This window comes from Paramicrobacterium salitolerans, assembly GCF_051513965.1.
GTDB lineage: Bacteria > Actinomycetota > Actinomycetes > Actinomycetales > Microbacteriaceae > Paramicrobacterium.
The window spans coordinates 149,728-172,477 of sequence record NZ_CP195847.1 but is presented as its reverse complement, the minus strand read 5'-3'; the positions used below and the strand labels follow the sequence as shown (position 1 = coordinate 172,477).

Below are 22,750 nucleotides of genomic sequence, written 5' to 3'. Positions count from 1 at the left end.
CATTGCCTGGTGGCTCCAGACATGACTTCCTCACACTTCACGCGGTTGAGCGTCGACGGCGGACAGTCCGGAATCCGGCTGCGCGGCACGCTCGAGCGCGGCCGCACGCTGACGGCATCCGCTCCCGGCGTGCTGACCGACCGCCCGGTGCTGGAGCAGATCGCCGAACACGTACGCACTTTCGCCGCTGAGCACAGCGCCACGATCGACCAGGTCGCCGTCGGCGTCTCGGGGCTCACTCCCGCAGCGACGAAGCCGGAGACACTGCGTGACGGCGTCGCCTCCCTCGGGGTCACGCGCGTCGCGGTGGCACACGACTCGATCAGCGGGTACCTCGCGGCCAACGGAACCGAGTCCGGAGTGATGCTCGCGGTCGGCACCGGCGTCGTCGTGCTCGCGGTCACGGAGTCCGGTGTCGCGAAGGTGGACGGCTGGGGCAGCCTCATCGGCGATGCGGGCAGCGGGTACTGGGTCGGCCGGGCCGGGCTTGACGCCGTGATGCGCGCGTTCGACGGCCGCGGCGCCGAGACAGTGCTCATGGATGCCGCAGAGCGGGACTTCGGTCCGCTCGACGAGCTCTACATGGCGCTCCAGGCGGACCCGCGGCGGGTGTCCCGCATCGCCTCGTTCTGCCGCACGACCGTCGAGGCAGCGCAGTCGGGCGATGCCGTCGCCGCCGAGATCGTCCGCGAGGCAGCATCCGAACTCGCTCACTCGGCGCACTCCGCTCTGGTTCGTGCGGGCTGGGCCGAGGGCACCGAGACTCGCGTCAGCGCGGTGGGGTCGCTGCCGACAAAATCCACGTACTTCCGCGCGCGTCTGGAGGAGGCACTGCACGAGCACGGCCTCGGCGGCGCCGTGGAAGACCCCCTGCACGACGAGCCCATCGACGGGGTCGACGCCCTGCTCGATGTCGCTTGCGAGCACCCTCTCCACTCCCGCATCGCGACCGCCTGACCCGCGAACCCTTCGTCGCGCGCCCCCAGTAGAATCGAGCGACCCATGAGGAGGAGACCGTGAGCGCATCCGGCGGTAACAAAGCCATCATCGCGGCGTTCGCCGCCAACCTCGGCATCGCCGTGACCAAGTTCATCGCGTGGGCGTTCTCCGGCTCGTCGTCGATGCTCGCCGAGGGTGTCCACTCGCTCGCCGACTCCGGAAACCAGCTGCTGCTTCTGCTCGGCGGGCGCATGGCGCGCAAGCACGCCGACCGCGAGCATCCTTTCGGTTACGGTCGCGAACGCTACGTCTATGCCTTCGTCGTCGCGATCATCCTCTTCTCGGTCGGCGGCGTCTTCTCGATCTACGAGGGCATCGAGAAGCTGCGGCACCCGCACGAGCTGACGATGTGGTGGCTGCCGCTGCTCGTGCTGGTCATCGCGATCGTGATGGAGAGCTTCTCACTCCGCACCGCGATGAAGGAGTCGAATGCGGTGCGCGGACGCAGCTCGTGGGTGCAGTTCGTGCGTCGCGCGAAAGCGCCGGAACTGCCGGTCGTTCTGCTCGAAGACGTCGCCGCGCTGCTGGGCCTCGTGTTCGCATTCATCGGTGTGGGGCTCACGGTGCTGACCGGAAACCCCGTGTTCGACGCGATCGGAACGCTGTTCATCGGGACGCTGCTCGTCGTGGTGGCGATCGTGCTCGGCGTCGAGACGAAGAGTCTGCTCGTCGGCGAGGGGGCGACGCCGGAAGACCACTCGCGCATCGTCGGCGCGATCGACGAGAGCGATGTGACGCTCATCCACATCAAGACGCTGTATCTCGGGCCGGACGAGCTGCTCGTCGCGGCGAAGCTCGGGTTTCCGCAGGACGCACCGCTGGCGGCCGTCGCGTCGGAGATCAACACGATCGAGCGGCGCGTTCGTGAGGCCGTGCCAGCCGCACGCGTCATCTACTTCGAGCCGGACGTGTATCGAGGGGATGCCGCGACGCGCTAGCTCTGCGCCGCTAAATCCCCGCCTCGCGTGCGACGATCGCCGCCTGCATGCGTGAGGTGCAGCCGAGTTTGTGGAGCACACGCGAGACGTGCGTCTTCGCGGTGGCCTCGGAGATGTAGAGTTCGGCGGCGAGCTGCTGGTTCGACAGGCCGCGGCCGAGTGCCGCGAGGACGTCTCGTTCGCGCGGCGTGAGCTCCGCGAGTCCGTCCGGTTCGTGCGGACGTGCCGGGTCGCTGGTGCACGCAGCGCGTGCGTTCTGAGCACGAACGTCGCCTCCGCTCCGAACGACGCTGCCGTCGCCCGGCCCCGGCCCGCTCACGTTCGTCGTTGACGCGGCATCCGTCCCGTGCGCCGGCGATGCCGCAAACGCTTCGAGCAGGCGGCGCGTCACCTGCGGCGCGAGCACTCCGTCCCCGGCCGCGACGTGACGGATCGCGGCCGTCAGGTCTGCGGGCTCGACCGTCTTGAGCAGAAACCCGGCCGCGCCCGCGCGCATCGCGTCGAAGACGAGCTCGTCGAGGTCGAACGTCGTCAGCACGAGCACGTCGGCGAGCGCGTCACCGACGATCTGCCGGGTCGCACTGATGCCGTCGCGACCGGGCATCCTGATGTCCATGAGCACGACGTCGGGTCGGAGCCGACGGGCGAGAGCGATCGCCTCGTCTCCGTCGCCCGCTTCACCGACGACGTCGATGCCGCCGTTCTCGAGCATCGTTCGCAATCCGACGCGGATCGCCGCGTGATCGTCAGCCAGAACCACTCGGGTCATGTCGTCTCCTCCTCGACGACGCCGGGAATCGTCACGTCGACCACCCAGCCGTCTCCGTCCGGACCAGCGACGAGCGTCCCGCCGAACGCTTCCGCACGTTCGCGCATGACGCGGATTCCGATTCCTGCGCTCGGCACGGAATGCTCCGAGGCCTCCCCTCGCGTGCTGCGGCCCGTCAGCCGCAGATTCGTGCCGAGGTCGAGGCGCAGCTCGAGGCGGCATCCGTGTGCGTGTTTGACGGCGTTCGCAACGATCTCACCGGCGATGCGAGCGACCGCCTGCCGCAGCGGCTCTCCCAACCGCGCGTAGGCCTCCGGATCGGGCAGTTCGAGGTCGAGATGGATGCCCGATGCGGCACGGTCCAGCGACCGGATGCCGTCGAGCGACACGTCGATCGCCGCGGCGTCGTGCGGCCCCACGTCGCCCGCGCGCAGCACAGTGATGAGCGAGCGCATATCGTCAAGGGCGGAGACACTCGACTCCCGCACGGTCTCGAGCACCTCGCGGCGCTGTGCCGTGAGCTTCCGCGCTCGCTCGGGGTCGGTCGCTGAGTCGGCATCCGGAATTCCGAGAGCCGCCGCCGACCCGATCGCAATGGCGGAGAGGCGCGACGCGACGACATCGTGCAGCTCGCTCGCCATGTGCGCCCGTTCACTGCGCACCGCGTCGTCACGCTGCAGCTCTGCGATGCGCTGGGCGTCTCGCGTGCGTGCCCGCTCAAGCTCGAGCCTCTGCTCGCCGAGTGCCGCGATCTCATTGCGCTGCCGAACATTTGCGCCCCACCACACGGGCGTGCCGAAGATCGCGATGCCCTGAAGCGCACCGAAGACCATGCCCCGCACGTCGCCGTCCGGCAATGACAGGCCGACCGCGGAGAGAAGCATCCCCACCACGGCGAGCGCGTTCGCGATGCGTCTCAGCCGGAGCCCGCCGTAGCACGAGGCGGAGTAGAATCCGTCGACGACGTACAGGATGACCGCACTCGAGCCGCCCAGCAGGAGGTCGAGCGCCACTGCCCCGAGGCTCAGAGCGAAGGCAGCGCCGGGCGCTCGCACACGGTGCAGGCTGGCTAGCGTCGCCAACGCGATCGGGGCGAGGAACACCCAGCGCGACACCTCACTGCCCGTCACAAATCCGACGTCGCCGACCACGAGCAACAGAACGCACACGACCGCGAGTGCGATGGAGCCGAAAGCGTGCGTGAGCAGCGGCCGGTCACGTGACCAGGCGGCAGCACGGTCGATCTGGTTCGAGAAGACGGTCATCACGCCCCATTTCAGCACACGGAGGCGACACGGGCGTCCCTCGAAGGATGTACGCGGTGGCGCGGCATCCGATGACAATCACTCGTTCGCCCGACGCGAGCCGATGCCCCGCCTGGAGACGATGACGGTATGCATGTCACACTCGCCTTCGCCGATGGTCTCGATCTGTCGTTTCTCGATCCGAACGCTGTCCAGGGGCCCGCGCTGTTCGGCGTGCTGGCCGTTCTCGCGCTGATCGACTCGACGAGTTTCGGAACCCTCCTCATTCCGGTGTGGCTGCTGCTGGCACCCGGGCGCGTTCGTGCGGGTCGGATGCTCGTGTACCTCGCGACGATCGTCGTGTTCTACGCCGCGGTCGGCATCATGATCGCTCTCGGAGCAACGTTCTTCACGGACGCGATCGGGGCGTTCTTCGCGTCGCCGTTCGCGCGGTGGCTGCAGCTGATCCTCGGGGCGGCGATGCTGATCATCAGCTTCACCATGGACACCGGCAAACCGAAGGACGGCGAATCACCGAAAGCCGGCCGCCTTGCGCGGTGGCGTGCGCGGGCGATGGGGGTGGCGGATGCTGCGCCCCAGCGCGCCGCACACGTATCGGCGAACTCGAACTCGACTCTGGCGCCGTCCCTCCGTTCCCCGGAGCAGCCCGCCCCTGACCCGTCCGCGTCCTCCTCAGCCGCTGCCTTCGCTCCGCTGATGACGCTCGCCCTCACGGCCGCGCTCATCGAAGTTGCGACGATGCTGCCGTATCTCGCCGGAATCGGTCTGATCTCGGCGTCCGGAACGGGCTGGCCAGGCACGGGCGGACTGATCATCGCGTATTGCCTCGTGATGGTTCTGCCAGCGCTGCTTCTCCTTGCCGCGCGCATCGTCGCTCGCAGGAGAATCGAACCGCTGCTGCAGCGCATCAACGACTGGATCACCAAGAACGCCGCGAGTTCGACCGCGTGGATCGTGGGAATCGTCGGCTTTCTGATTGCACGGGATGCCGCGAACACGCTGGGCCTCTTCGAATTCCTGAACCGCCTGACCTAGAGCATCTCAGGCGGCCGTTGTGGGGCGAAAGCCTCGCGGCATCCGAATGGCGTACAGGGATGCCGCGAGCAGCAGCGCCGCGGCCACCCCGAATGCGGCACCGTACGAGATCGAGTCGGCGAGGATGCCCGCGACAAGCGGTCCCACGATCGCCCCGAGGTCGGAGAACATCGAGAAGACGGCGACCGGTGTGCCGCTTCGGGCGCCGGCGGCGTCTCCAACGGAGGCTGCGGGTGCCGTTCCAGTGAACGCGGACGCGACCCCGTAGAGCGCGAGCAGAACGACGAGCTGCCAGAGCTCTCCGACGAACGGCATGATGACAAGAGCACCGGCGCCGAGGGCGTAGGCGCCGATGATGGCCGGCCGCCGCCCGACCTTGTCAACGAACGTGCCGGCGGGAGCGAGCATCAGCGTCTGTACGACGGCCGCGATGGCGAACGCGATTCCGGTCCACGCGGGGTCGTGGTGGAGAACCTCGACGACGAGGACGGGCACAAGTGCACTTCTCACACCGAGGCCGGCCCACCCCTGCGTGAAGTTCGCGAGACAGGCGGCTTGATAGCGCACGTCGCGGACCACCTCGCGGAACGGCTTCACGACCGCGGATGACCCGGTGTCGGTGTTCTCCGTGCGGTGCAGCATGAAGAGACCGACGAGCCCCGCGACAGCGAGGGTGCCGGCATAGAAGAAGAACGGTGCGCGAAGGGAGATCAGGGCGAGAACTCCGCCGAGCGCCGGCCCCGCCATTCCACCGATGAGGAACCCACCTTGGTAGAAGCCGACCGCACGTCCGCGGAGGGACAGCGGAGTCGACCCGAGCAGAAGCGTCATCGCCGACACGGAGAACATCGCGGAGCCGATGCCACCTGCTCCTCGAAGGACGAGGACGGCGACGTAGCTCTGAGCGAGACCGACGAGTGCGCTCGAGACCGCGACGATGCCGATTCCGATCGCGAGGATCGTTCGTTCCCCGCCACGTTTGATGAGCCATCCGCAGAAGGGACTTGCAACGAGACGCATGAGTGCGAAGGCGGAGACGACGGCGCCGACTTCGAGATAGCCGACGTCAAAGCTGCGGACGAAGACAGGAAGCACGGGCACGACGACGCCAAAGCCCACCATGACGAAGAAGGCGACGACGCCGAGGACATAGACGTCACGACCCAGTCGAGGCTTGGCGGGTTGTGCGGCAGAGTCAGAACTCACACTGTCTAGAATCTCAGATTTCTGAGCGGATGCCGCAGTCCGGAGAACCGCAGAGGGAACTGCACAGAAAGCAAGGAAGAGAACCGCACAGAAAGCTAAGCAGAGAACCGCGCGAAGCATCGCCGTCGTGCGGCGGTGCACTCTCTCATCCTGCGCGCGGCCATTTCTCGTTTGACGGATCGTGGCGTGCCGGCGGCTGACGTTCCGTCACGGTGGGTGACGCTGACGTCTCGGTTACCGCCCGATTGCCATGGCCTGTAGATCTCAGAGCGGCTGAATCCTGCTGTAGGCGCTGCTGTTGACGCCGAAAGCGTCGTCTTCTCGCCGCGTTCGCCCGGTTGCCCCCGAGGCGGATCGGCTCGCCCGTCCGGTTCAGAAACGCCGGTGGATACAAGTACGGAACGCCTTCACACATCTGAATGCTCCAGTTCTGTGCGTGGAGCATGTGGTGGTGCGCAGAACAGAGCAGGATGCCGTTATCGATATCGGTGGGCCCGCCATCGCGGTAGTAGGTCACATGGTGAACTTCGCACCAGTCAGCGGGAGCGTCACAGTCGACCCACGCGCAGGTCTCATCCCGCGCGGCGATGGCGAGTTTCTGCTGCGGTGTGAACACCCGCTGTTTCGTTCCGAGCCAGAGCGCCTCGCCCTCATCGCCGAGAACAAGTGTCCGGAAACCCTCATCACACATGATGCGTTCCGCGGTGACCGGACCGACTGGCTCATTCATCCCGTTGACCCAGCCGATACCACGGCCTTCACGCAGATCATCGAGTGTCACCGTGAGGATCACATCCGTCTTCGTGCGGCGGCTCCCATTCCGCCCCGTCGTGGTTGCCCGATGCCCGGCGGTGACCAGGCCATCCAGCACATCATGGAGCTTCTGCTCCCGAGACCGTGGATCGAGCTCGCGCCGACCAACACCGGCCTCGTTGCTGCCATCGTCACCAGCGAAAGCGACGGTGGTGCGCGGGTTCGTGTGAGTGGACAACGCCGCTTTCAAGGTCGCCGCCGCGTCGGGAGTAAGCAGTCCCCGAATCGGAGTCATGCCATCTCGACCCTCGCGCCCGACTCGGAAGTACCTCGCCTGGCGCTGCGCCTCCTCCCGAGGCCTCGACCCGTCGGGGTCCAAGGCCTCGCGCCACACCCGCAGCTGCTCACGAGTCCGCTCCGGGGACGACTGCGCGGCAATACGCATCATCCCCTCCTCGGCGGCATCCAACAGAGTCGGGTCCGCCCGATGCCGTACTTCCTCCAGCGCTGCGACGACAGGAGCGACCGCTTCAGCATCCACGTCTCCGGCGAGCACTGCCTCAGCGATGTGTTCCCATCGCGGCGCCAACGGAGCGCCCGACGGCGCGTTCCGCACGGCCACTGCGTCGCCCACCTCAAGGGCGCGCTTCGCCATGGACCGGGACATACGGCCGATGAACTGCAGCAGCCCCGCGGCATCCCTCTGACCGTTTCTGGTGGCCAGTGTCTCGGACCCTTCCATCTTCACAGACCGAAACGCCACTTCGGAAGCGAGAACACTCAACGCTGCCTGCTGAACCCGCCCCAGCTCGGCGACCGCGGCAACGGCACCCAACAGCTGATCATCAGAGGCACCCGCGGCCGATCGAGGAAGCACCGCGCGCAGTGCGTCCGCGGAGGCAGACGCGTGCGCGCCGACTGCCTCCACCGACCGCTCGGCCGATCGCTCCTCCAGAAACACCATGCCCCAACTCTGCCACCCACCACCGACACTGAAGACAACGAAAGTCCTGATTGTGGATAACTTCCGAATCCACACCCCTGTGGACGACAAAGCACCCCACCACGGGCAGCAGCCCCAACACGCGTAGCGTGGGAGCGACGGCCTTGTGAAAGGAGACACGATGTCTGACGCATCAGAAGACGCGCGCAGCAGAAGCGGCGTGCTGGTTCTGCACCTCGGCCGCGAAGAGCTCGTGATTCGAAAACGCTACGAGGCACTCAGCATCAGCAACGACGTGCTGATCGGGCTTTGGTTTCTCGTCGGCAGTTGCCTCTTCTTCTCAGAGGCGACAGCGACCGCCGCCACCTGGCTCTTCGTCGTCGGCAGTGTCGAGATGCTCATCCGACCGGTCATTCGGCTCGCCCGACACGTCCACCTGCGCCGCTTTCATCCCGCTGACGACTCCGCCGTCGCTGCGAACGATTACTAGTGCCAGCGGTGGTCCTGCCGCGTGATGCGAGGACCTCGGCGCGGTTTGCGGATGCCGCTCAGCGCGATGAGCCGCAGCACCCTCTGGCGCTGCCCTGCCCACGGCGCGAGCAGTTCGAGCATCCCATCATCATCGACGGGCTCACCCACGAGCGCGCAGCCGACGGTCGAGGCGAGAGAGTAGTCGCCGACGCTCACCGCGTCTGCGTCGCCGTGGGACCGAGCAGTGACCTCCGCAGCCGTCCAGACGCCGATCCCCGGAAGACTCCGAAGGCGAGCGGATGCCGTCGAAGCCGACTCTGCCGCTGTGCGATCGATCGCATCGGCGACGCGGCTGGCTCGCACAATTGCCTCAGACCGCTGAGGTCCGATGCCGACCGCGTGCCACTCCCAGCTCGGAATGCGTCGCCACGCCTCGGCATCCGGCGCAACCCACATCCCCTCGGGCGCTGGCCCCGGCGCGACGTCCCCATGCCTGCGCACAAGCAGGCGCCATGACCGCCATGCTTCGGTGCATGTCACCTTCTGCTCGATGATGGACGGCACGAGCATCTCGAAGACCCGCCGGTTTCTACTCAGCCGGATACCGGGGTTGCGACGACGAACCTCCGTCAGCAGCGGACTCGACGCGACATCGAGCGTGGACCAGTCATCGCCGGCCCCGAGAAGCTCGGGTACACCCTCGATCGCCCATGACGCACCCGCACCCCACGCGCTCGCGTGCGCCTCATCACCGTGCTGTGCGATTCGCAGGGTCGCAGGTCCCTCCGGAGTGCGGAAGGTCAGCCACGCACCGTTCGCGGTTCGTCGGAAACTCGGCCCGTCACCCCCGCGCGCGAGAGGCGAGAGCACTTCGCGCACGTCAAGAGGATGCCTGGGCCGATAGACCGTCGTGACGCAGTCGTCATCGCCACAGCGATCTGGCTCGGGAGCATCCCCCAATGCCTCTGCCACGGTGCGCAATGACACTGACGCGGCTTCGACCGGCGACTCGGCATCCTCCTGAACGAACGTCATGCACGCACACTATGCGATGCCGCTGACATCGAAGCTCAGCGCCCCGGGGAGCTTCGCAGTTCCTGAGCGTTCCTCGCCAATGTCAGTGCCCGGGCATACGCTCTCCCCCATGACCATCCCATTCACGCATCAGGATGCCGCCAATCTCGCGGACCGTGTCACGGGTCCCGTCCTTCTCGCGGACGACCCACGCCTGGCTGACGAAGCTCGCGGCCAGTTCCTCTTTCTTTCGCACTCCCCCGACATCGCGGTCGGAGCAGCGACGGAATCCGACGTCGTCGAAGCCGTGCGCTTCGCCATCGCGCACGATCTTCCGGTCCACGTCCAGTCGACGGGCCACGGAACTCACGACCACATCGACAGGGGGATGCTCATCACGACGCGCCGCCTCGATCACCTCCACGTGGACCCGGCCAGCCGCACCGCCACGGTCGGGGCCGGTCTGCGCTGGCGCACGGTCGCCGATGCGGCCGCGCCCTACGACCTCGCGCCGATCACGGGGTCCGCCCCTGCGGTGGGCGTCGTCGGGTTTCTGCTCGGCGGCGGCCTCGGCCCGCTCGCGCGGAGCCATGGCTTCGGGTCTGACTGGGTGCGAAGCGTGCGGCTCGTCACCGGAGCGGGCGAGCTCGTGACGGCATCCGACACCGAGAATTCTGAGCTGTTCTGGGCACTTCGAGGAGGAAAATCGGGGTTCGGAGTGGTGACCCAGGTGACGATCGAGCTCGCCGAGATTCCCTCGCTGTATGCCGGAAGCCTCACGTTCAGCGCGGAGCACATCGCCGATGTCCTCCGAGCATGGTCGCGCTGGAGTCGCGACGTACCCGACACCGTGACGAGCTCCGTCGCCGTCATCCGCTTTCCGGATGTCGAGCAGATTCCTGCATCCATGCGCGGCGCGACCGTGCTGAGCGTCCGGGTCGCCGTTCCGAATGCGGCCGAGGATGCGGAGGCCATCGTCGCTCCGCTGCGAGAGGCGGCGCCCGCGATGGCGGACGACATCGGCCCGATGCCGTTGACGGAGACGGGCCGCATCCACAACGACCCAGAGGACCCGTCTCCCATGCACGCGTGGTCATCGGCGCACCTGCTGCGAACGTTCGATGACGCCTTTCTCGAGAGCTTCATCGGATCGTTCGGTGCCGATGGCGAGACGCCGCTCACCGTCGTCGAGCTTCGTCACATCGGCACAGAGCGCCCCGTACCTGACACTGCGGCAGACGGGCGCGACGGCACCTACCTGTTCAGCGCTCTCGGAATCTCCCCGACGGCGCAGGACGAGCTGTATGACTCGTCACTCGCGCCGTTCCTCGCCGAGGCCGAGCAGTGGGCCGCACCTCAGACGCCCGTGAACTTCCTCGCTGACGTGCCGATCGACGAGGTGACCGCACGGGCGTGGAGCGCCGAGAACGCCGAGCGACTGCGTGCGATCCGCGCCCAGACGAACCCGAATGGACGCATCGTGGGCCTCCGCTGACGCACTGCCGCTCGGTGTCGCTCGCGACAGTCGAGGTGCTGTCGTGCATCTCCTGCACAGGTTGAGGTCGCTGAGGCGCGAGACGTCAGTTCCAGACGCTCGGTGCTGGCTGCCGGGTCGACGGCAGGGCGGCATCCTTGCCCCATTGCACCAGCCAGTCGGGCACCGTGAGATCGCGCTCATGGTCATGGCCGATCGCGTCGAGAAGCTCGTCGACCGAGACTGTGCCGCCGGACTTCTTCAAGAACCGCGCACGAATGAAGGCCTGCGTGTACACCTCGCCGCGCACGACGGCCCGGTGCTCGAGGTAGAAAGAACGGTCGTCGAAGCCCAGAATGCGTGTCTCAACCGTGAACCGCTGCCACAGGGTCAGCGACTTGCGGAACGTGATCGTCTCGCTCGCGACGACCGGGTACCAGCCCCGTTCGGTGAAGGTGTTCCACATGCCGCTTCGCATGAGCAGGTCGAAGCGGCCCAGATCGAAGAGCGAGAAGTACACGCCGTTGTTGACGTGCTTGAGGATGTCGAGATCAGTCGGGAGCACCCGCAGCTTCAGGTGGCTCACCGCGTAAGGGTCGACGGCTCCGCGGCGCCGCAGCCCACGTCGCGCGCGCCACAGCACCAGCATTGTGCGCAGAATCATGTGCATATCGATGAGAGTAGACGGATGCCGCGACGCATCGCGCCTCGGCTGTCAGCCTCCGACAAGTCGTCGTGCCGCGTGCGCGCCCTCACGTGCTGTTGACCACAACCCACCGCACCGGACTCCCCACCGCGCTATTTGTTCGGGTTTGCGCTACAGAAATTCCTGTAGCGCAGGGCACATTCTGTAGCGCGCAGCACAGTGCATAGGTAGGTATCGCCAAATCGGAGCAGACCATTTACTCTGAGCAGATGGCATTGGAATGGGAACAGATCATCGTCGATTCTGAAGACCCGCAGATGCTCGGGCACTGGTGGGCCGAAGCCCTCGGCTGGGTCGTCGTCGACGACAGCGACGGCGTCGAGATCCGCCCGAGCGAAGACCGACTGCCCGGGATGCTCTTCGGCAACGACAGCAGCGCGAAGCGAGTGAAGAACCGGGTGCACCCCGACTTTCGGCCCGACGACCAGCAGGCGGAGGTCGAGCGCCTCCTCGCACTGGGTGCCCGCCGGGCGGAGGTCGGTCAGACGGGCGACGAACCGTGGGTCGTGCTCCTCGATCCCGAGGGCAACGAGTTCTGCGTGCTCTCCAGCAGAGCCTGATTCTTCACGCTCGTCACACGCACGAGTGCAGAAGCGCCGCTACCGAAACGGATACGCCGCGCCCCCGTCCGCGGCGAGCGCGTCGGCGACGGTGCGGAGCTACTTCTGCATCAGTTCGTCGGGCATCGCGGGCATGATCTGCTCCCAGTAGGGCCGGATGCTGTTCAGGCGGCGCTTCACTGGTCATTACGTCATTCAATCACGACGGGGGCTTCGCCGGCGCGGGGCGGCGAATGCTATGGTCACCGTCATGGCGCGAATTCGACGCAAGGATGCCTCACGCCCCTGGAGTCTCGTCGTCTGGCTGTACACGGGCCCACGGATCTTCCTGCCCGTCGCCGCTGTCGTTCTCGCAACCGTCGGCACGCTCGACAGCTTCAACGATGCCGATGGAGCCCGCATTCTCGGTGCTCTTCCACAGATCGCCCCGGGACTGCTGTCACTCGTGCACTGCCTGATGATCCTGCGCGGCGACATGACCAGCGGCTACCGAACAGCCCGGCATTTCCTCACGTCTGCGTTCTTAAGCGCCCTCCCCGTCATCGTGGTGAACGTGCTCGTCCTCATCGGGGCGTGGCTCGTCCCTGCGAATCGCGCCCTGGTGGGGCCAGACGCTCAGAACGTCTGGTGGCCGGGCACCCTTCTCACCCAGACGATGCTCACCGGCCTCGGCGGCTATGCGAGCCAGATCGGAGGCGCGTTCGTCGCGTTCATCCTCGTCGTGCTGCCGATCATCGCCGTGCGGCATCCTCGCACCATCGCCCAGGGCGGCACCCTTGAGAAGCTGGCTGACACCTCGCTCGGAAAGGCGGCGATCCTCTCACTGGTGTTCGGCTTCGCTCTGTCGCTCATCGGCGGCCTCACGGTCAGCTTCACTCGTGGCGTGGACATCGAGAGCATCGGCTTTGAGCTCAGCTCCATGATGAGACTCTTCACCCAGATCGGTGAGGCCCCGACGTCCGACATCGTCTGGGCGTTCGGGTTTCTGCTGCTCATCATCGGTCTCGCGGCAATCGCGTTCTCGATCATCGTGGCGTCCTCGCTCGGCAAGAAAACGCGTGCCTGACCCGAGCGCTCACCCCAGCAGCGCGCGGTGCGGTGTCCATCCCACGGGGAGAGGGCCGCGCACGTCTGCCCGCCGCCGGTCAGCTTCTGCTGACCACCCCTGAGCAGCGGCTTCACCGGACGCGGCCACGGCACCGCGCGCCACCCGAAAGCCCACGTCGGGGGGCACGCCGTCGGGTGCGCAGGCACGCCGCACGGATGCTCGCACGCTCCACTCCCGGTCGGCGAAGCCTCCGCCTCGCAGCGTCCGGTAGTCGAGGTAGCGCGCGGTGTCCGCGAAGTCCCAGCACCACTCCCACACGTTGCCGAGCGTGTCGTGCAGTCCGAACGCGTTGGGGGGTTCGCCGATCTCAAACGACCGCAGTGAGACGACGCGCGACTGTCCCGACCGTGCGTCGCGAAGGGTGATGTCTCCTGCGGGAATCGGCACCGTGCGAGGTGGCCCGGTCGGCATGGGTGTCGTCATACGCTCAGCCTGGCAGATTTCGGCGCGACGCCCCTTCCCGCGCCTGCGTTATTCTTCTTGCCGTCGCCCATCGCCTTCCCGAGCGCCTCATAGAGCTCGAGCATGTCGCGCCGGTCGTAGTGCTCAGCGGGCGCATCGAGCGCCTTCTTCATGCCCGGTAGTACTCCTAGACACGCTTGCCATACGAGAAGAAAATGGCGCACCTCAAGACACTTTCCCGTGCATATTTAGGTGAATTTCACGCCGAGACCTGGCCAAACATTCGCGGTTTTCCTGTTTGAATCGAGTAGCTCTATTGACTCTCATCAAACCCGCCGTTAGCGCATCAACGGAAATCTGGATCGAATCAATAAATGATTGGAATGCCGCAATGCATCACCCACCCTCGGCAGCAATCGGGGTACGCAAAAAGCTCAAGCTTATAGTCGTAGCGACATGCGGAACCCTTCTTGTCTCGCTGGGCCTCGCAGTCGCCCCTGCGAGTGGCGCGGAGAATGAAATCTTAGGTGCAGTGCAACGAGCCACTCCTGGCACAGTGAACCATGCGATAAACGTTGCACCCGATCCGTCCGAAAAATCTGCGCTTGCGACCTCGCAAGACCAAGTCGACGTCAACGTTCCGCGTGATCCGCGCGAGGGGATCACAATCACGATTGATAACGAGAAAGTCAAGATGGGACTGCCGTTCGCGGCGCAAGCCTCCGACGCGAAAGCGCAGAAAGACGGGGTAGTTTCATACGACAATCAAAACGGTACGACCACCGTCCCCGTAGTCACCAATGACTCAAGAGTTCAGGTAAATACCGTAATTCACGACCGTGGTGCGCCGACACGCTTCGAGTACCCTCTTACGTTACCGAGCGGCGTCGAACTTCGACCTACGGATGATGGCGGCTTCGTGGCCATAAGTGACACAGGCGCGGGACTATTTGCCATTGGAGCCCCCTGGGCCAAGGACGCAGAGGGAAATTCGGTTCCAACTCATTACGAAATGGACGGAAGCTCATTAGTCCAAGTTGTCGACCATGTGCAAGCGAATGTAAGGTACCCAGTCGTAGCCGACCCAACTGCGTGGACAGAATGGTGGGGTATGGCAGTTAAGCTCACGCATTCGGAAACTGTGAAACTGAGCAACAATTATTCGCCGGCTTACTTCACTACCGCGTTTTGTGGTTTTGCTGGACCGTTCTCAGTTCCGTGCGGGCTCGCGGCTTCCGCCCGCCTATGGACGTGGGAAAAACCAATCAAGGACGCTGCTCGACAAGGACGGTGCGCGCAGCTGAACATGCCGTGGGGATCAGGAATTGCACTATGGAACGTAACAAACGAAACCTGCTAATTGGAATCGGCTCGGGCCTCATTGCGGGGATCATCGTGTTCTTATTCATGAATATGAACAATTCAGGACCGCTGGTCTGGATCGTCCCCGTGACGCTCTTCGTCGTTGCGCTGGTTACTAGCCTCACGCGCTACAAGCGAACTCGGCGGAGCCAAGGCTCGCACGACCATTGAACCCTGACCGGGATCCTCTCTACGAGTAGGACAGAACACCCAAGACACAGTGTGCACTGCGCTTATGCGGGAATTCTCTCTGGAGGGAAGTAAGAACGCACGAAGTCTGATTGTGTACATGGACGAGTGACGGGCTATTGCGTAGCCCGCCACTCGTCCATGTCAGAGAAGGTCAGCTGACGTGACGCTCGTCCGGCCCGTTGTACTCAGAGAGCGGACGGATCAGCGCATTCGACGCAGCCTGCTCGGCGATGTGCGCCGTCCACCCGACGATGCGCGACGCGACAAACAGCGGTGTGAACGTCTGCGTGTCGAAGCCGATCAGGTTGTACGCGGGGCCCGACGGGTAGTCGAGGTTCGGCTTGATGTTCTTGCGGTCACCCATAGCCTTCTCGAGCGCTTCGTAGAGCTCGAGCATGTCGCGCCGATCATAGTGCTCGACCAGCTCGTCGAGCGCCTTCTTCATCGTCGGCACACGCGAGTCGCCGTTCTTGTAGACCCGGTGCCCGAAGCCCATGATCTTGCGCTTCTCGGCGAGGGCGTCGTCGAGCCACTGCTCGGCGGCATCCCCTGACTCGATCTCGTCGAACATCACCATGACGGCCTCGTTCGCACCACCGTGCAGAGCACCTTTGAGCGCACCGATCGCCCCCGTCACCGCGGAATACAGGTCCGCGAGGGTCGACGTGATGACACGCGCCGTGAACGTCGACGCGTTGAACGAATGCTCGGCATAGAGGATCATCGAGACATTGAAGGCCCTCTCGACGACGTCCGAGGGCTCCTCGCCGAAGGTCATCCACAGGAAGTTCGCGGAGTAGCCGAGGTCATCGCGCGGCTCAATGAGGTCCTGCCCCCGACGACGCCGCTGGTCGAAGGCGACGATCGCGGGCAGCTGAGCAAGCAGGTACATCGCGCGGCCCTGGTTCAGCTCGACGTCAGCAACGCCACCCGGCTTCAGGAGCGTGTCGTCGAACGTGCCGAGCTGACTGACCGCAGTGCGGACGACGTCCATCGGGTGAGCATCCGCGGGCAGCTCGCTGATCAGCTTCTTCGTGCGCTCATCGAGCGGGCGGAGCGAGCGCTCGAGCTTCTCGAACTCCTCGAGCTGCGCGTCGGTCGGCAGCTCTCCGTTCCACAGCAGGTACGCCACCTGCTCGAAGCTGCACGACGCTGCGAGCTCCTGCACGGGGTAACCGCGATAGAGCAGAGAGTTCGTCTCGGGGTTCACCTTCGAGATCGCGGTGTAGTCCGCGACGACGCCGGCGAGACCCTTCTTGATGTCGGTGTCGGTCATCATGCTCCTTTGCTGGGTGACGTTTGCACTCTACTTCGCGGGTGTTCTATTTCTCGACTGTGAAGTTGAAGACCGAGCTGTCGAACCGGTTGTAGGACTCGTAGTCGATCAGATCGTAGAGGTCGGCGCGGTGCTGCATCGCGTCGAGCTGCGACGTGAGCGAGCCCTCGTCGTTCAGCGTGTCGAGGGCACGGGATGCCGCCCCCATCGCCATCCTCAGAAGCGAAACCGGCCAGATCACGATGTTGATTCCCACGCTCGCGAGTTGCTCGGTCGTGAAGAGCTCGCTCTTGCCGAACTCCGTCATGTTCGCGAGCACTGGCACATCGACGGCCGCGCGGATCGCCTCGAACTCGGCCAGGTCGCGCATGGCTTCGGGGAAGATCGCGTCAGCCCCGGCATCCACGAGTCTCTTGGCGCGATCGGTCGCCGCGTCGAGCCCGTCGACCGCGCGGATGTCGGTGCGGGCCATGATCAGAAAATTGGGGTCGCGCCGTGCGTCGGCGGCAGCACGGATGCGTTTCAGCGCCGTCTCTTCATCGACGACCTGCTTGCCGTCGAGGTGTCCGCAGCGCTTCGGGTTCACCTGGTCTTCGATGTGCGTGCCCGAGAGGCCCGCGTTCTCGAGCTCCTGCACCGTACGCGCGACGTTCATCGGCTCGCCGAACCCCGTGTCGGCGTCCACGATCGCGGGCAGCTCCGTCATGCGCGCGATCTGCCCGGCGCGGGCCGCCACCTCGGTGAGCGTCGTCAGGCCGATGTCGGGCAGCCCGAGGTCAGCGCTCAGCACGGCCCCCGAGATGTACACCCCGTCGAAGCCCTTGCGCTCGATGAGCCGCGCACTGAGCGGGTTGAAGGCGCCGGGAAAGCGCAGAAGCTCGCCGCTCGCGAGACGCTCACGGAACGCGGCGCGCTTGGCCGCGGCATCCGTCTGGGAATACAGCATCAGAACAGTCCCTTCGGAGTCTCGATCGACGCCAGCACACCCGGGTCGACTGTGAACGTGAGGCCGCCGAGTTCGTGAGGTTCAAGCTCGGGCAGGCGCTGAGCGACGTCGAGGAAGCGGTCGATCTCCTCCGGCGCGACGACCGGCTCCGCCAGGGTGCGGAACTTCTCGATGTAGTTCGCGCGGGCGAACGGACGCGCGCCGAGCGGATGCGCGTCGGCCACGGCGATCTCGTCCCTGATGACGGCACCGTTCTCGAGGGTGATCTCGACGCTGCCGCCGAACGCCTTCTCCTTCGGATCGAGCGAGTGGTAGCGGCGCGTCCACTCCGGGTCCTCCTCGGTCGTGACGCGCGTCCACAGCTCGACAGTGTCGGGGCGGCCGGCGCGCTCCGGCTCGTACGAGCGCACGTGGTGCCACTCGCCGTCCTGCAGCGCGACCGTGAAGATGTACGGAATCGAGTGGTCGAGCGTCTCGCGGGATGCCGACGGGTCGTACTTCTGCGGGTCGTTCGCGCCAGAGCCGATCACGTAGTGCGTGTGGTGCGAGGTGCGGATCACAACGCTTCGGATCGCACCGCGTTCGAGCAGCTCCGGGCGCTCATTGTGCAGTTTGCGCGCGAGATCGATCCAGGCCTGCGCCTGGTACTCGGCGGAGTGCTCCTTCGTGTAGCTGTCGAGAATCGCTCGCTTCGCCTCACCCTTTTCGGGCAGCGGAACCTCGTAGCGGCCCTCCGGCCCGTCGAGCAGCCATGCGATGACACCGTCCTCGCCCTCCCAGATCGGCTCGGGCGAGGTCTGCCCGCGCATCGCACGGTCGACGGCCTCGACCGCCATCTTTCCGGCGAATGCCGGAGCGTGTGCCTTCCACGTCGAGATCTGCCCCTTGCGGGACTGACGTGTCGCGGTCGTCGTGTGGAGGGCCTGCCCGATCGCCTGGAAGATCACCTCGCGGTCGAGGTGGAGCATCGTTCCGATTCCGGCTGCCGCCGACGGTCCGAGATGCGCGACGTGGTCGATCTTGTGCTTGTGCAGGCTGATGGCCTTGACGAGGTCGATCTGGATCTCATAGCCGGTCGTGATGCCGCGCAGCAGATCTGCTCCCGTGCTGCCGACGTGCTGGCCGACGGCGACCAGAGCGGGAATGTTGTCACCCGGGTGCGAGTACTCGGCCGACAGGAACGTGTCGTGGTAGTCGAGCTCGCGCACCGCGACGCCATTCGCCCAGGCCGCCCACTCGGGGCTGACACGGCGGGATGCCTCGCGGCCGAAGACCGTCGCTCCCTCACCGTGCACCGAGACGGGGTGCGCGAGAGCCTGGGCGCGCGCCGCCGCAACCGGCGCACGCGTGACGGATGCCGCGGCCACCGCGGCGTTGTCGATCACGCGGTTGATGACCATCTCGGCCACGTCGTCATCGACCGCGACATCGTCTGCCGCGACCTCGGCGATCGCCCACGCCAGCTGGTCTTCGCGCGCGAGGTCCTCCTCGCTCGTGTGGGTGCGGAGGTGGTGAGTCTTCATCGTGTTCCCTTCGTCACGAGGCGGCGGCCTCGGGCTCGTTCCGCGCGAGCGTGGCGATCACGTTGGCGCGGCTCAGACTGAGATGGACGTGCGTGGCGTGGCCGGCGAGCGCGACATCTCCGTCGCGGATCGCAGCGATGATGAGCAGATGCTCGGATGCCGCTTGGCGAAGACGCTGCGGATTGTGACGGGCGCTCCGGCGCACGCGCGCCGAGTGCAGCCGCACGCTGCGGAGCGCCTGCACGAGATACGCGTTGTCGGCGGCGGCGTCGATCGCGGCATCCAGTTCGGCGACGAGGTCGTAATAGCGCTCGAGCGCCTCACTGCCCCGGTCGACGAGGTCGGTGGCGCGTGTGAAGCGCTCGTGCAACTCTGCGAAGGCATCGGCGTCACGACGCGCCGCCGCGAGACGGGCGGCCTTGACCTCGAGCGCCTCACGAAGCTCGTACAGCGACGTGATGTCCGCCTCGGCGACGTCGGTGACGACGAGAGCGCGAGCGGATGCCGCGGCGACCAGCCCGTCAGCAACGAGGCGCCCGAGGGCTTCGCGCACGGGCGTCCGCGAGACGCCGAGGCGCGCGGCCTGGTCGACTTCGGTGAGCGTGGTGCCGGGCGGCAGAGCTCCGTCGATGATCTCCTCGCGGAGCGTTCGATACGCCTTCTCGCTGGCGCGCATGCCACCTCCCGAAGCCCCTAATGTATACACGACACGACCGTTTTAGCTATCGTATCGCGGAAGTCGGTCGGAGGTCGAGGCGCAGTGTATACAAGCATCCTGTTTGGCTTTCTCTCTTGGCCCTCGATCGGCGATCGCCGTAAGGTGAGTACGGATGCCGGCGCAGCCGCCGCGCACCACGCGAGAGGAGACCCCCATGGCCACCACAAACGCGACGACCGTCACCGTCACCGGAGCCGCCGGACAGATCGGCTACGCCCTGCTGTTCCGCATCGCGAGCGGCCAGATGCTCGGAGACGACACTCCCGTGAAGCTGCGGCTGCTGGAGATCCCTCAGGCGGTCCGCGCGGCCGAGGGCACCGCGATGGAGCTCGATGACTGCGCGTTCCCGCTGCTCGAGAGCATCGAGGTCACCGACGACGTGCACTCGGCGTTCGACGGTGCCAACGTGGCGATGCTCGTGGGCGCACGACCCCGCGGCGCCGGCATGGAGCGCGCCGACCTGCTCGAGGCGAACGGCGGAATCTTCGCCCCGCAGGGCGCCGCAATCGCCGAGCGCGCCGCCGACGACGTGCGGGTCGTCGTCGTCGGGAACCCGGCGAACACGAACGCGCTCATCGCGGCATCCCACGCCGATGGCGTCCCCACCGAACGGTTCACCGCCATGACACGGCTCGACCACAACCGCGCCGTCGCGCAGCTCGCACGCAAGACACACGCGGCCGTCGCTGAGATCGCAGGAATGAGCATCTGGGGCAACCACTCGGCAACGCAGTTCCCCGACCTCTCACACGCAACAGTGGCGGGGCGCCCTGCCACCGACCTCGTCGACGACGCATGGGTGCGCGACGAGTTCATTCCGCGGGTCGCGAAGCGCGGCGCCGAGATCATCGACGTTCGCGGGGCCTCCTCCGCAGCGTCTGCGGCCAACGCGGCCATCGACCACGTACGCGACTGGGTCCTCGGCATGGGCCCTGGTGACTGGACGTCGGCCGGAATCGTGTCGGACGGCTCCTACGGCGTACCCGAAGGACTCATCTCGTCGTTCCCGGTCATCTCTCGCGGCGGCGAATGGGAGATCGTGCCGAACATCGAGGTGAGCGACTTCGCGCGCGAGCGCATCGATGCGTCGGTCGCCGAGCTGGATGCCGAGCGAGCGGCGGTCCGCAAGCTCGGCCTGCTGCGCGACTGACGCGCGCCCGGTGCGGCGCTGCGCGGCAGGTGCCCCGCCCCGCCCATGGTCCCGCACTGCTACGCCGCGCCGCAGGTGCCCCGCCGCATACCGTGCCGGTACAGCGCTGCGCAACAAGCATCGCGCCGCACCGCGCACCGCGCACCGCGCTGGTACCGCACGTCGCCACGCACACGGCCCCGCAACACAACAGTGATACCTGCGGTCATTAGAGCTTGCCGCGGCAGGCTCTAATGACCGCAGGTATCACTGTCGCGAAAGCGGTCGCGCGGCAACCGCGGCCCGGCATCCGGAGCGCACGGCCCACAGCCTCACAGCACGCGATCCACAGCGTCAGAGCGCGCGGCTCACAGCGTCAGAGCGCAGCATCCGGCGGGTTCGAGCACCGCTGCAGGTCAGCGCACGCCGCGCATGAGCTTCAGCACCCACGGCGAGAGCGCCACGAGAATGAGGCCCAGCACGATCGCGATGCCGCCGATGATGCCGAAGTACGTCCCCTCCGGCAGCGACGTGTAGAGGCCCGCGAGCTCCCCAGAGACCGCCGAGCCGAGGGCGACCGACAGGAAGAACAGCGCGACCATCTGCGCACGCATCGACTTCGGCGCGAGCTTCGTCGAGACAGAGAGGCCCACCGGCGAGAGCAGCAACTCGGCGATCGTGAACACGAACAGGATCAGCACGATCGCGAGCAGCGGCGTCGTCGCCCCGTGACCGCCCGACCAGATGAGGAAGATCAGGAAGGCAACGCCGACACCGGCGGTGCCGAGACCGAACTTGACGGGCGTCGACGGTTGGCGCTCGCCCCACTTCGTCCAGAGCGCGGCGAAGGCGCCCGACAGCAGGATGATGAAGACCGGGTTGATCGACTGCACCCACGTGGGCGGAATCTGGAACCCGAGGATGTTCAGGTCGAGGCGCTGCTCAGCGTAGAGCGGGATGACCGTGAACTGCTGCTGGTACAGCGACCAGAACGCACTTGATGCGAGGAACAGCGGAATGAACGCGAAGACGCGGTGCCGCTCGGTGGCGTCGAGCCGAGGACTCGTGAGCAGCACCACGAAGTACGCGATGGCCGCGAGGATCGTCGCGACGATGACGATCGTCGAGAGATTGTCGGCGCGGATCACCCCGGCGATGCTCAGCGCCACGATGACCGCGACCGCAGCGACCGCGACGAGCGCCCAGATGAGGCGCCCCCTGCCGCCCAGCGGGTTCGGGACCTCACGAGCACTCTCCGGCAGCTGGCGGCGCCCGAAGGAGTACTGGACGAGACCGAGGATCATGCCGACAGCCGCCGCGCCGAAGCCGATGTGGAAGCCGAGCGTCGATTGGAGCGCACCCGTGAGGATCGGACCGACGAAGGAACCGAGGTTGATTCCCAGGTAGAACAGGGAGAAACCGGCATCCCTTCTGGTGTCGTCTTCGGAGTACAGCGTGCCGACGACGCTCGTGGCGTTCGCCTTCAGACCGCCGCTGCCGAGCGCGACGAGAACCAGCCCGACGCCGACGCCGACGAAGCCGGGAAGAAGCGCGAGCGCCAGGTGCCCGCACACGATGACGATCGCGCTGTAGAACAGCACGCGCTCCGAGCCGAGGAGCCGGTCAGCGAGCCACGCGCCGAGCACGGTCGAGAGGTAGACGCCGCCCCCGTAGGCACCGACGATTCCGGCTGCGGCGGCCTCCGGCATCCCGAGTCCGCCTTGCGTGGCCGAGAAGTAGAGGTAGTAGATGAGGATGCCCTGCATCCCGTAGAACGAGAAGCGCTCCCACATCTCGACGCCGAAGATGTGCGCGAGTGCCCACGGCTGGCCGAAGAACGAGCGCCCGTGGGCCGAAGAGGCGTTCGCCCCTGAGATCGTGGGGGAATTCTGAGGCGTGGAAGGATCTCCAGAAGGCATGATGGGGGAAGCCTAGACCTCGAGTATGAGAGCCCGGTTCAG

At 66.2% G+C, this 22,750-nt stretch carries 20 protein-coding genes and 1 pseudogene; 8 read left to right on the top strand and 13 right to left on the bottom strand.

Features of this window, described 5'->3' with window-relative positions; genetic code table 11:
* Positions 1-21: 21 nt before the first annotated feature.
* Both ACSAGD_RS00825 and ACSAGD_RS00820 read left to right on the top strand, forming a co-directional pair.
* Positions 22-957, top strand: coding sequence for an N-acetylglucosamine kinase (locus tag ACSAGD_RS00825; protein ID WP_437583810.1), 936 nt, complete (start codon positions 22-24; stop codon positions 955-957).
* A gap of 59 nt (positions 958-1,016) precedes the next feature.
* On the top strand, positions 1,017-1,937 hold the full coding sequence (locus ACSAGD_RS00820) for a cation diffusion facilitator family transporter (protein ID WP_437583809.1): 921 nt from the start codon (positions 1,017-1,019) through the stop codon (positions 1,935-1,937).
* Between the two features lie 10 nt (positions 1,938-1,947).
* Here ACSAGD_RS00820 and ACSAGD_RS00815 read toward each other — a convergent pair whose 3' ends face one another.
* Entirely contained in the window at positions 1,948-2,706 is a 759-nt protein-coding gene (locus ACSAGD_RS00815; RefSeq protein ID WP_437583808.1) for a response regulator, read from the bottom strand.
* Entirely contained in the window at positions 2,703-3,971 is a 1,269-nt protein-coding gene (locus ACSAGD_RS00810) for a sensor histidine kinase (protein WP_437583807.1), read from the bottom strand. Before ACSAGD_RS00810 ends, ACSAGD_RS00815 begins: the two co-directional genes overlap by 4 nt.
* 129 nt (positions 3,972-4,100) lie before the next feature.
* On the opposite strand from ACSAGD_RS00810, the gene ACSAGD_RS00805 reads away from it, so the two are divergent.
* Positions 4,101-5,006 carry a GAP family protein gene (locus ACSAGD_RS00805; RefSeq protein ID WP_437583806.1) on the top strand — a complete coding sequence of 302 codons (906 nt, stop codon included), beginning with the start codon at positions 4,101-4,103 and terminating at the stop codon, positions 5,004-5,006.
* 6 nt (positions 5,007-5,012) lie between these two features.
* Here ACSAGD_RS00805 and ACSAGD_RS00800 read toward each other — a convergent pair whose 3' ends face one another.
* Positions 5,013-6,212: an MFS transporter gene (locus ACSAGD_RS00800; protein ID WP_437583804.1), complete on the bottom strand. Its 1,200-nt coding sequence runs from the start codon at positions 6,210-6,212 to the stop codon at positions 5,013-5,015.
* Positions 6,213-6,357: 145 nt separating this feature from the next.
* On the bottom strand, positions 6,358-7,929 hold the full coding sequence (locus tag ACSAGD_RS00795) for a DUF222 domain-containing protein (protein ID WP_437583803.1): 1,572 nt from the start codon (positions 7,927-7,929) through the stop codon (positions 6,358-6,360).
* Between the two features lie 160 nt (positions 7,930-8,089).
* On the opposite strand from ACSAGD_RS00795, the gene ACSAGD_RS00790 reads away from it, so the two are divergent.
* Positions 8,090-8,398, top strand: coding sequence for a YrhK family protein (locus ACSAGD_RS00790; RefSeq protein ID WP_437583802.1), 309 nt, complete (start codon positions 8,090-8,092; stop codon positions 8,396-8,398).
* On the opposite strand, the gene ACSAGD_RS00785 is transcribed toward ACSAGD_RS00790, so the two are convergent.
* Entirely contained in the window at positions 8,395-9,414 is a 1,020-nt protein-coding gene (locus ACSAGD_RS00785) for a DNA-3-methyladenine glycosylase family protein (RefSeq protein WP_437583800.1), read from the bottom strand. The two genes, ACSAGD_RS00790 and ACSAGD_RS00785, sit on opposite strands and share 4 nt — an antisense overlap.
* Positions 9,415-9,523: 109 nt before the next feature.
* Between ACSAGD_RS00785 and ACSAGD_RS00780 the strand changes: the two genes are divergently transcribed.
* Positions 9,524-10,888 carry an FAD-binding oxidoreductase gene (locus tag ACSAGD_RS00780; protein ID WP_437583798.1) on the top strand — a complete coding sequence of 455 codons (1,365 nt, stop codon included), beginning with the start codon at positions 9,524-9,526 and terminating at the stop codon, positions 10,886-10,888.
* Between the two features lie 85 nt (positions 10,889-10,973).
* Here the strand turns inward: ACSAGD_RS00780 and ACSAGD_RS00775 are convergent, their stop codons facing one another.
* Positions 10,974-11,537, bottom strand: coding sequence for an acyl-CoA thioesterase (locus tag ACSAGD_RS00775; protein WP_437583797.1), 564 nt, complete (start codon positions 11,535-11,537; stop codon positions 10,974-10,976).
* 245 nt (positions 11,538-11,782) lie between these two features.
* Between ACSAGD_RS00775 and ACSAGD_RS00770 the strand changes: the two genes are divergently transcribed.
* Together ACSAGD_RS00770 and ACSAGD_RS00765 are read left to right on the top strand one after the other, a co-directional pair.
* On the top strand, positions 11,783-12,133 hold the full coding sequence (locus ACSAGD_RS00770; RefSeq protein ID WP_437583796.1) for a VOC family protein: 351 nt from the start codon (positions 11,783-11,785) through the stop codon (positions 12,131-12,133).
* 250 nt (positions 12,134-12,383) lie between these two features.
* Positions 12,384-13,199 carry a hypothetical protein gene (locus tag ACSAGD_RS00765; protein WP_437583795.1) on the top strand — a complete coding sequence of 272 codons (816 nt, stop codon included), beginning with the start codon at positions 12,384-12,386 and terminating at the stop codon, positions 13,197-13,199.
* Between the two features lie 9 nt (positions 13,200-13,208).
* Here ACSAGD_RS00765 and ACSAGD_RS00760 read toward each other — a convergent pair.
* The 6 genes and pseudogenes from ACSAGD_RS00760 to ACSAGD_RS00735 form a co-directional block, all read right to left on the bottom strand.
* Positions 13,209-13,544, bottom strand: a pseudogene (locus ACSAGD_RS00760) (formylglycine-generating enzyme family protein); the annotation flags it as partial.
* A gap of 116 nt (positions 13,545-13,660) precedes the next feature.
* Complete coding sequence (locus tag ACSAGD_RS00755; RefSeq protein ID WP_437583794.1) at positions 13,661-13,816, bottom strand: hypothetical protein; 156 nt, start codon at positions 13,814-13,816, stop codon at positions 13,661-13,663.
* A 1,532-nt stretch (positions 13,817-15,348) separates the two neighbouring features.
* Complete coding sequence (locus ACSAGD_RS00750) at positions 15,349-16,473, bottom strand: bifunctional 2-methylcitrate synthase/citrate synthase (protein WP_437585200.1); 1,125 nt, start codon at positions 16,471-16,473, stop codon at positions 15,349-15,351.
* Positions 16,474-16,519: 46 nt separating this feature from the next.
* A complete protein-coding gene (gene prpB, locus ACSAGD_RS00745; protein WP_437583793.1) occupies positions 16,520-17,419 on the bottom strand; it encodes a methylisocitrate lyase in 900 nt (299 codons plus the stop codon).
* The gene (locus ACSAGD_RS00740) at positions 17,419-18,942 is read right to left on the bottom strand and encodes an MmgE/PrpD family protein (RefSeq protein ID WP_437583792.1); all 1,524 of its coding nucleotides are present in this window, start codon (positions 18,940-18,942) and stop codon (positions 17,419-17,421) included. The genes prpB and ACSAGD_RS00740 overlap by 1 nt, the downstream gene beginning before the upstream one ends.
* A gap of 13 nt (positions 18,943-18,955) precedes the next feature.
* Positions 18,956-19,618: a GntR family transcriptional regulator gene (locus tag ACSAGD_RS00735; RefSeq protein WP_437583791.1), complete on the bottom strand. Its 663-nt coding sequence runs from the start codon at positions 19,616-19,618 to the stop codon at positions 18,956-18,958.
* A gap of 196 nt (positions 19,619-19,814) precedes the next feature.
* On the opposite strand from ACSAGD_RS00735, the gene ACSAGD_RS00730 reads away from it, so the two are divergent.
* Complete coding sequence (locus tag ACSAGD_RS00730) at positions 19,815-20,810, top strand: malate dehydrogenase (protein WP_437583790.1); 996 nt, start codon at positions 19,815-19,817, stop codon at positions 20,808-20,810.
* A gap of 395 nt (positions 20,811-21,205) precedes the next feature.
* On the opposite strand, the gene ACSAGD_RS00725 is transcribed toward ACSAGD_RS00730, so the two are convergent.
* Positions 21,206-22,708: a peptide MFS transporter gene (locus ACSAGD_RS00725; protein WP_437583789.1), complete on the bottom strand. Its 1,503-nt coding sequence runs from the start codon at positions 22,706-22,708 to the stop codon at positions 21,206-21,208.
* Between the last annotated feature and the right edge of the window lie 42 nt (positions 22,709-22,750).